At 65.9% G+C, this 7,220-nt stretch carries 8 protein-coding genes; 2 read left to right on the top strand and 6 right to left on the bottom strand.

Translation table 11 applies throughout. The features are described from left to right. Both AC3WQY_RS21510 and AC3WQY_RS21505 read left to right on the top strand, forming a co-directional pair. A partial coding sequence (locus tag AC3WQY_RS21510; protein WP_492710613.1) for a phosphoglucose isomerase-related protein occupies nucleotides 1-876 on the top strand: 876 nt, incomplete at its 5' end. Next, nucleotides 873-1,487 carry an HAD family hydrolase gene (locus AC3WQY_RS21505; protein WP_492710611.1) on the top strand — a complete coding sequence of 205 codons (615 nt, stop codon included), beginning with the start codon at nucleotides 873-875 and terminating at the stop codon, nucleotides 1,485-1,487. The genes AC3WQY_RS21510 and AC3WQY_RS21505, both read left to right, overlap by 4 nt. A gap of 8 nt (nucleotides 1,488-1,495) precedes the next feature. Here the strand turns inward: AC3WQY_RS21505 and AC3WQY_RS21500 are convergent, their stop codons facing one another. The 6 genes from AC3WQY_RS21500 to pilB all read right to left on the bottom strand — a co-directional run bounded on the left by AC3WQY_RS21500 (nucleotide 1,496) and on the right by pilB (nucleotide 7,054). Continuing rightward, entirely contained in the window at nucleotides 1,496-1,690 is a 195-nt protein-coding gene (locus AC3WQY_RS21500; protein WP_285230918.1) for a DNA gyrase inhibitor YacG, read from the bottom strand. Nucleotides 1,691-1,701: 11 nt separating this feature from the next. Further along, a complete protein-coding gene (zapD, locus tag AC3WQY_RS21495; RefSeq protein WP_492710609.1) occupies nucleotides 1,702-2,457 on the bottom strand; it encodes a cell division protein ZapD in 756 nt (251 codons plus the stop codon). A gap of 114 nt (nucleotides 2,458-2,571) precedes the next feature. Then, on the bottom strand, nucleotides 2,572-3,177 hold the full coding sequence (gene coaE, locus AC3WQY_RS21490; RefSeq protein ID WP_492710607.1) for a dephospho-CoA kinase: 606 nt from the start codon (nucleotides 3,175-3,177) through the stop codon (nucleotides 2,572-2,574). Next, a complete protein-coding gene (locus AC3WQY_RS21485) occupies nucleotides 3,177-4,112 on the bottom strand; it encodes a prepilin peptidase (RefSeq protein WP_492710606.1) in 936 nt (311 codons plus the stop codon). The genes coaE and AC3WQY_RS21485 overlap by 1 nt, the downstream gene beginning before the upstream one ends. A gap of 3 nt (nucleotides 4,113-4,115) precedes the next feature. Further along, on the bottom strand, nucleotides 4,116-5,336 hold the full coding sequence (locus tag AC3WQY_RS21480) for a type II secretion system F family protein (RefSeq protein ID WP_492710619.1): 1,221 nt from the start codon (nucleotides 5,334-5,336) through the stop codon (nucleotides 4,116-4,118). Nucleotides 5,337-5,386: 50 nt separating this feature from the next. Further along, a complete protein-coding gene (pilB, locus tag AC3WQY_RS21475) occupies nucleotides 5,387-7,054 on the bottom strand; it encodes a type IV-A pilus assembly ATPase PilB (protein ID WP_492710605.1) in 1,668 nt (555 codons plus the stop codon). Nucleotides 7,055-7,220: the final 166 nt, after the last annotated feature.

Here is a 7,220-nt window from a genome sequence, read left to right as displayed (position 1 = left end):
GACTGGGTGGGCGGGCGCTACTCGCTGTGGTCGGTGATCGGTCTGCCGATCGCGATCGCCATCGGCGCCGAGCACTTCCGCGCCATGCTGGCCGGCGCCTGGGCCATGGATGAGCATTTCCGTGCCGCGCCGCTGCGCCAGAACCTGCCGGTGCTGCTGGGCCTGCTCGACATCTGGTATCGCAACTTCCATGGTTTCACGAGCCGCAGCGTGGCGCCTTACCACCAGGGCCTGAAGCGCCTGCCCGCCTATCTGCAGCAGCTCGAGATGGAGAGCAACGGCAAGGGCGTGGACCGCGAGGGTCAGGCCTTGCCCTATGGCACCAGCCCGGTGGTCTGGGGCGAGGCCGGCACCAATGGCCAGCATGCCTACTTCCAGATGCTGCACCAGGGCACGGACGTCATCCCGGTCGAGTTCATCGCGGTGAAGACGCCCACGCATGGCCCGCAGGTGACGGGCGAGCTGGCCGAGCGTCTGGCCGACCAGCATGTCAAGCTGCTGGCCAACTGCCTGGCGCAGTCGCAGGCGCTGATGCAGGGCAAGTCGGTCGAGGAGGCGCTGCACGAGCGCGCGCCCACGGCGTCCAAGTCACTCGGCGTGCTGACGGTGGCGCGCCATCGCAGCTTCCCAGGCAACCGGCCCAGCACGACCTTGCTGCTGGAGACACTCAACCCGCGCTCGCTGGGCGCGCTGATCGCGCTCTACGAGCACCGCGTGTTCGTGAGCGGCGCGCTGTGGGGCATCAACAGCTTCGACCAATGGGGCGTCGAGTTGGGCAAGGCCCTGTGCAGCAGCCTGTTGCCGCGTCTGGGCAGCGGTGATGTGGCGGGCCTGGATGCCTCGACCGCGGGGCTGCTGCAGAAGTTGCGCGCATGAACATCGTGTTCGACTTTGGCGGTGTGGTGTTCCGCTGGCACCCGCCCAGCTTCCTGGCGCGTGTCTGGCCGCATCGCGTGCCCGACCTGGCCGCTGCCGAGGCCGCTGCAGCGGCCTTCTTCGAGAACTACGGCGGCGACTGGGGCGCCTTCGACCAGGGGCTGATCGATGCGCCGACGGTGGTGCGGCGCATTGCGGCGCGCACCGGCTGGCCCGAGGCCGAGGTGGCCGCGGTGGTGGCGGCGGTGCCCGATGAATTGCAGGCCTTGCCCGGCACGGTGGCGCTGATCCAGGAACTCAAGGCCGCCGGTCATCGGCTCTTCTATCTCTCCAACATGCCCGAGCCCTATGCCGAGCACCTGGAACGCGCGCATCCGCTGTGGCAGTGGTTCGAGGGCGGCGTGTTCTCGGGGCGGGTGAAGCATTCCAAGCCGCGCGAGGAAATCTATCGCATCGCCGAGCAACGCTTCGGCGTGGCGCCGCAGAGCCTGCTGTTCCTGGACGATCACCCCGCCAACATCACGGCCGCGAAGGCGCGCGGCTGGCAGGCGCTGTTGTTCAGCAACGCCGAGGCGCTGCGGCCGGAGTTGCGCGCGCTGAAGCTGCTCTAGCCCCCGGGCTAGTGAGGGAGGTCCTGGTCCTCGGTGGGCGGCGCCGCCTGCACGCGGAAGGATTCGCTGGCCCAGGCACCCAGGTCATGCTCGCGGCAGCGCTCGCTGCAGAAGGGGCGCCAGCGGTTGCTGGGCGCAAAGACGCTGTCGCCGCCGCAGCTGGGGCAGGGCACGATGCGCGGCTTGTCGCTCTTCGGTTCCATCACGCTGCTCCTCAGGCGCACAGGGTCAGCTCGAAGCTGGCATCCTGCTGGGCGAGCTTGAGGCGGCCCTCCTCGTCCTGACGCATCAGCCGGATCGAGATCATCAGGCGGTGGCCGCTGATCTCGGGGATCAGGCCCAGGCTGGGGTCGAGGCGCATGCGTAGCAGGTGGTAGCTGCGCCCCTGGGGCAGGCTTTGCTGGAACTGGCCGGCTTGCGCCGCCACCTTGTGCGGGGCACCGGAATCGCGCAGCAGGCCCAGCAGCACCTGCAGGGCCTCGGCCAGCGGCATCAGGGACTGCGTCCATTGCATCAGATCGTTGCGGCGACGCGCCGGCAGGAACTGCTGCCAGGTGTAGTAGGCCGGCAGATCGAACTCGCAGGTGCCGCCGGGGATGCTGATGCGGCTGCGTATGCTCATCAGCCACTCGTTGGTGGTGAGGGCATGGCCGGCCTTGCCGGAGAGCTGGTTCAGATTGGCGAAGGCGCGGTCGATGCGGGCGATCACCTCGTCGAGCACGCTTTCAGCGATCGCCGGGTTGCCGCGGTAGCCGTTGAGCTGGGCCTTGTGCCGCTCCAATTCCTTGAGCAGGTCGGACTTCAGGTCGGCGCGCGAGGCCACGTCCATGATCTCGAAGATCGTGACCAGGGCGAAGTGATGGTCCAGTGCCGTTTCGCGCGAGATCAACTTCCCCAGGCGATCGAACAGATGTTCCAGACGCAGCATCGTGCGGATGCTTTCGTTGAACGGGTATTCGTATAAGACCAAGGCGGCCATTCCTCGTCGATCAGCGTTGTGGCAAGAGGCACCCATTGCGCCTCTTGGCCCGATGGGTCGATTGTTTCACAGCCAGGCGCGCGAGCCCCAAGAAAACGCTAGGGGCTAGCCCCGGCGCCAATGCGCGGCGAGGCTCAATACATGTGCACGCAGCGCTTCCGCGCTGATGCCGTCGTTGTAGAGCACCGCGTCGGCGACGGCGCGGCGGGCGGTGCGGCTGGCCTGCTGCGCGATCACCGCCAGCACCGCCTCGCGCTGCCAGCCCGAGCGCTGCATGACGCGTTCGACCTGCGTTTGCTCCTCGCAATCCACCACCAGCACGCGCTGCACGCGTGACCGCCAGCGGCCCGACTCGACTAGCAGCGGTACGTCGAAGACCAGCAACTCGGCCGCGCTGGCCTCGGCCCGGCGCGTGGTCTCGGCGCTGATCATGGGGTGGAGGATGGCTTCGAGCCGGCGCTTGGCTTGCTCATCCCGGAAGGCCAGGGCGCGCATGTGGTTACGGTCGAGTGCGCCGTCCGGGCCGGCAGCTTGGGCACCGAAGGCCTGCACGATGGCCGGCATGGCGGCACCGCCCGCCGCCGTCAAGGCGCGCGAGATGGCATCGGTGTCGATGACGTCGGCGCCCGCCTCGGCCCAGGCGCTCGCCACCGTGCTCTTGCCGCTGCCGATGCCACCGGTCAGGCCGATGCGCAACGCGCGCCCGGCCATCAGGCCCAGCCCAGCCACCCCAGCACGCGTGCCTGGCCGGCGAACAGCACCACCAGGCCGGCGCCCGCGAGGAAGGGGCCGAAGGGCACATAGCGACCCTCGCGCAGTTTGGCATTCAGCTTCATGGCGATGCCGACCGCTGCGCCGATCACCGACGCGCCCAGCACGATGGGCAGGATCATCTGCCAGCCCAGCCAGGCACCCAGCGCTGCCAGCAGCTTGAAGTCCCCGTAGCCCATGCCTTCCTTGCCGGTGGTGAGCTTGAACAGCCAGTAGACCGACCAGAGCGACAGATAACCCACCAGGGCGCCGGTCAGCGCGGCCTGCAGGGGAATGGTCCAGCCCAGCAAGGCCACCAGCAGGCCAGCCCAGAGCAGGGGCTGGTTGATGGTATCGGGCAGCAGGGTGGTGTCCCAGTCGATCGCTGCCAATGCCAGCAGGGCGGCAGCGAAGGCGCACCAGAGCAGGGTGCTGGGCTCGGGGCCGAGATGCCACGACAGTCCGGCAAACATCAGCCCGGTAAGCAGCTCGATGAAGGGGTAGCGCGCCGAGATCGGCGCGAGGCAGGCCGAGCAGCGCCCGCGCAGCATGGCGTAACCCAACAGCGGGATGTTCTCGTGCCACTTCAGTTGGTGCCCGCAGTGAGGGCAGCGCGAGCGCGGCATGGCGATGCCCAGTGCGGGGAGCTGCTCAAGCTTGGTGGCCAGTGCAGCGCTGGCCTTGGCCAGTGCGCCGGCCTCGGCCTTGCCCAGTTGCGCGCCCTGCAGCAGCGCCTCCTCATCGCTCAATTGAGCGGCCGCGTCAGTGAGCCATTGGCGCTCCATCATGCGGGGCAGGCGGTGCACCACGACGTTGAGAAAGCTGCCGATGCACAGGCCCAGCACGCCCAGGACCCAGGGTGACAGCAGCCATTGGAGTTCCGTTGTTGCCGCCATTCCTCAGACCACCTGACCCAGCTTGAAGATGGGCAGATACATCGCGACCACGATGCCGCCAATGACCGTGCCGAGAAACACGATGATGAATGGTTCCATCAGGCTGGAGAGCGCCTTCACGGCCTCGTCCACCTCGTCCTCGTAGAACTCCGCCGCCTTGCTCAGCATGTGATCCAGCGAGCCCGATTCCTCGCCGATGGCAGCCATTTGCAGCACCATGCTCGGGAAGATCCCGGTGGTCTGCATCGAGGTGGTGAGCGCCGAGCCGGTGGACACGTCGCGCTGGATCTTCTCGGTGGCCTCGACGAACACCGCATTGCCCGAGGCGCCTCCCACCGAATCCAGCGCCTCGACCAGCGGAACGCCGGCGGCGAACATGGTTGCCAACGTGCGCGTCCAGCGTGCGATGGCGGACTTGTAAAGCAGATCCCCGAACACGGGGATCTTGAGCAGCAGTCGATCCATGGTCTTCTGCATCTTCTCGGAGCGTTTCCACGATTGGATGAAGAAGTAGATGCCGCCACCAAGCCCGCCAAAGACGGCCCACCAATACGCCACGAAGAACTCCGACATGGCAATCACCACGAGGGTCGGTCCAGGCAGGTCGGCACCGAAGGACTTGAAGACGTCCTTGAACGCCGGCACCACAAAGATCATGATCACGGCGGTGACCACAAAGGCCACCACCATCACTGCGATCGGGTAGGTCAGCGCCGACTTGATCTTGTTCTTCAGCGCGACGGTCTTTTCCTGGTAAATCGCCAGGCGATCGAGCAGGGCTTCCAGGATGCCGCCGGTTTCGCCCGCTTCCACCAGATTGCAGTACAGGGCGTCGAAGTACATCGGATGCTTGCGAAACGAGGCGGACAGGCTGGTACCGGTCTCCACGTCCTGCTTGATGTCGGTGAGCAAGCGCGTCAGTTTGGGGTTGGGGCTGCCCCGCGCCACGATCTCGAAAGACTGCAGCAGCGGCACGCCAGCGCGCATCATGGTGGCGAGCTGGCGCGTGAATACGGCGATGTCCTTCTGCTTGATATTGCTGCCGCCCGCGGTACGGCGCTTCTTGACCTTGCTGACCAGAATGCCTTGACGACGTAGGGTGGCGCTGACCATGGCCTCGCCCCCGGCGCGCAACTCGCCGCGCACGACCTTGCCGTTCCTGTCTTTGCCTTCCCACTCGTAGATGGCCTCATTGGCCGGCTTGGCGCTGGAATTGGTCGCCATAACACCTCCTGGGATTGCACCCACAGTTTTTGTCGGGGCCCGATGGGCCCTTATTCATTGGTCGCCGCCAACACCTCTTCGAGCGTCGTGACGCCGGCACGCACCTTCACGAGGCCGGACTGGCGCAGGTCGCGCACGCCCTCGGATTGCGCCTGCGCGGCGATGTCCATGGAGGTGCCTTCCGAGAGAATGATGCGCTGAATGGCCTCGGTGATGGGCATCACCTGGTAGAGGCCGACGCGGCCGCGGTAGCCGTTGTTGCAACTCGAGCAGCCCACCGCGCGATAGGGCTTCCAGCTGCCATCCAGATCGGTCTCGGCATAGCCGGCACGCAGCAGTGCCTCGCGCGGAAACTCCGCCAAGGTCTTGCAGTTCTCGCACAAGCGCCTGGCCAGACGCTGTGCGGTGATGAGCAGCACGCTGGAGGCGATGTTGAAGGGTGCCACACCCATATTGAGCAAGCGTGTGAGCGTGGTCGGCGCGTCGTTGGTGTGCAGGGTGGACATCACCATGTGGCCCGTTTGCGCCGCCTTGATGGCAATGTCGGCGGTCTCGAGATCGCGGATCTCACCCACCATGATGATGTCGGGATCCTGGCGCAAGAAGGACTTCAGCGCTGCGGCGAAGGTCAGTCCGGCCTTATCGTTCACGTTCACCTGGTTGATGCCGGGCAGGTTGATTTCGGCAGGATCTTCGACCGTCGAGATGTTCACGCCCGGTTGGTTCAGGATGTTTAGGCAGGTGTAGAGCGAGACCGTCTTGCCCGAACCCGTCGGGCCGGTGACCAGCACCATGCCATAGGGGCGCGAGATGCAGGCCAGCAGCCGATCCTTCTCGATCTTCTCGTAACCCAGCGCCTCGATACCCAACTTGGCCGAGGACGGATCCAGAATCCGGATCACGATCTTCTCGCCGAACAAGGTGGGCAGCGTGCTGATGCGGAAGTCGATCGCCTTGGCGCCGAACTTCAGCTTCATGCGCCCGTCTTGCGGCACGCGGCGCTCGGCAATGTCCAGCCTCGACAGCACCTTGATGCGCGAGGCCAGCTTGTCCTTGATCGCAATGGGCGGCTGCGTGATCTCGCGCAATTCACCGTCCACGCGGAACCGCACCCGGTAGTGGTACTCGTAGGGCTCGAAGTGCAAGTCCGAGGCGCGCAGATTGATGGCATCCACCAGCATCTTCTGCAGGAAGCGCACCACCGGTGCGTCCTCCACGTCGGCCATGTCCTGCGCTTCTTGCTGCGTCGGCCCTTCCTCTTCGGCAATGTCGAAGTCGAAATCCCCGCCGGCAATGCTCTCCAGGGCCTCCGCGGCGCTGGTCGCCGAGCCTTGCAGAATCTTGGTGATCTTGTCGTACTCGACGATCACCCACTCGGGCGACAGCTGGGTGGCGAACTTGATGCGTTCGACGACTTCGGGCTCGGTCGGGTCGGCACCGCCGATGAAAAGGCGGTTGCCGCGGCGGCCGAGCACGAGAACCTGGTATTGCTGAGCCAGCTTGTTGTCGATGATGTTCTGCGGCAGGCGCTGGGCATCTACCGCGTTCAAGTCCATCAGTGGCACAGCCAGCGCCGTCGCCAGCGTATGCGCCAAGTCGGCCGAGGAGATCGCGCCCGACGCGATCACGGCGCTCACGAAGCTGGTCTTCTTCTCCTTGGATTGCCGTACCAGATCCTCTGCGGCCTTGGCCTGCAGCTTGCCCACGTGCACCAACACGCGAGCAACGCCCGAGAGGGCGGAATGGGGCGGGTCAGCCAGGGTTGTATCCACGTGCCGTGATTCGCTGTGCTCGGTAGTCGGAGGCGAGAGGCGCACCGGGTGCGCGCTTACTCAGCAATGGCCACACTGTATACCCACCATGCAAGGGGGCAATCGGTGGAAA

It is taken from the genome of Roseateles sp. FW301-B2 (genome assembly GCF_058788955.1).
The sequence above is the reverse complement of the archived record's forward strand: the minus strand, read 5'-3'. Positions and strand labels throughout refer to the sequence as shown.

What these genes read in the sequence shown, in the direction of transcription:
- AC3WQY_RS21505 (WP_492710611.1), top strand. Translation starts at nt 873, where the DNA reads ATGAACATCGTGTTCGACTTTGGCGGTGTGGTGTTCCGCTGGCACCCG.
- AC3WQY_RS21500 (WP_285230918.1), bottom strand. Translation starts at nt 1,690, where the DNA reads ATGGAACCGAAGAGCGACAAGCCGCGCATCGTGCCCTGCCCCAGCTGC.
- coaE (WP_492710607.1), bottom strand. Translation starts at nt 3,177, where the DNA reads ATGGCCGGGCGCGCGTTGCGCATCGGCCTGACCGGTGGCATCGGCAGC.
- AC3WQY_RS21485 (WP_492710606.1), bottom strand. Translation starts at nt 4,112, where the DNA reads ATGGCGGCAACAACGGAACTCCAATGGCTGCTGTCACCCTGGGTCCTG.
- AC3WQY_RS21480 (WP_492710619.1), bottom strand. Translation starts at nt 5,336, where the DNA reads ATGGCGACCAATTCCAGCGCCAAGCCGGCCAATGAGGCCATCTACGAG.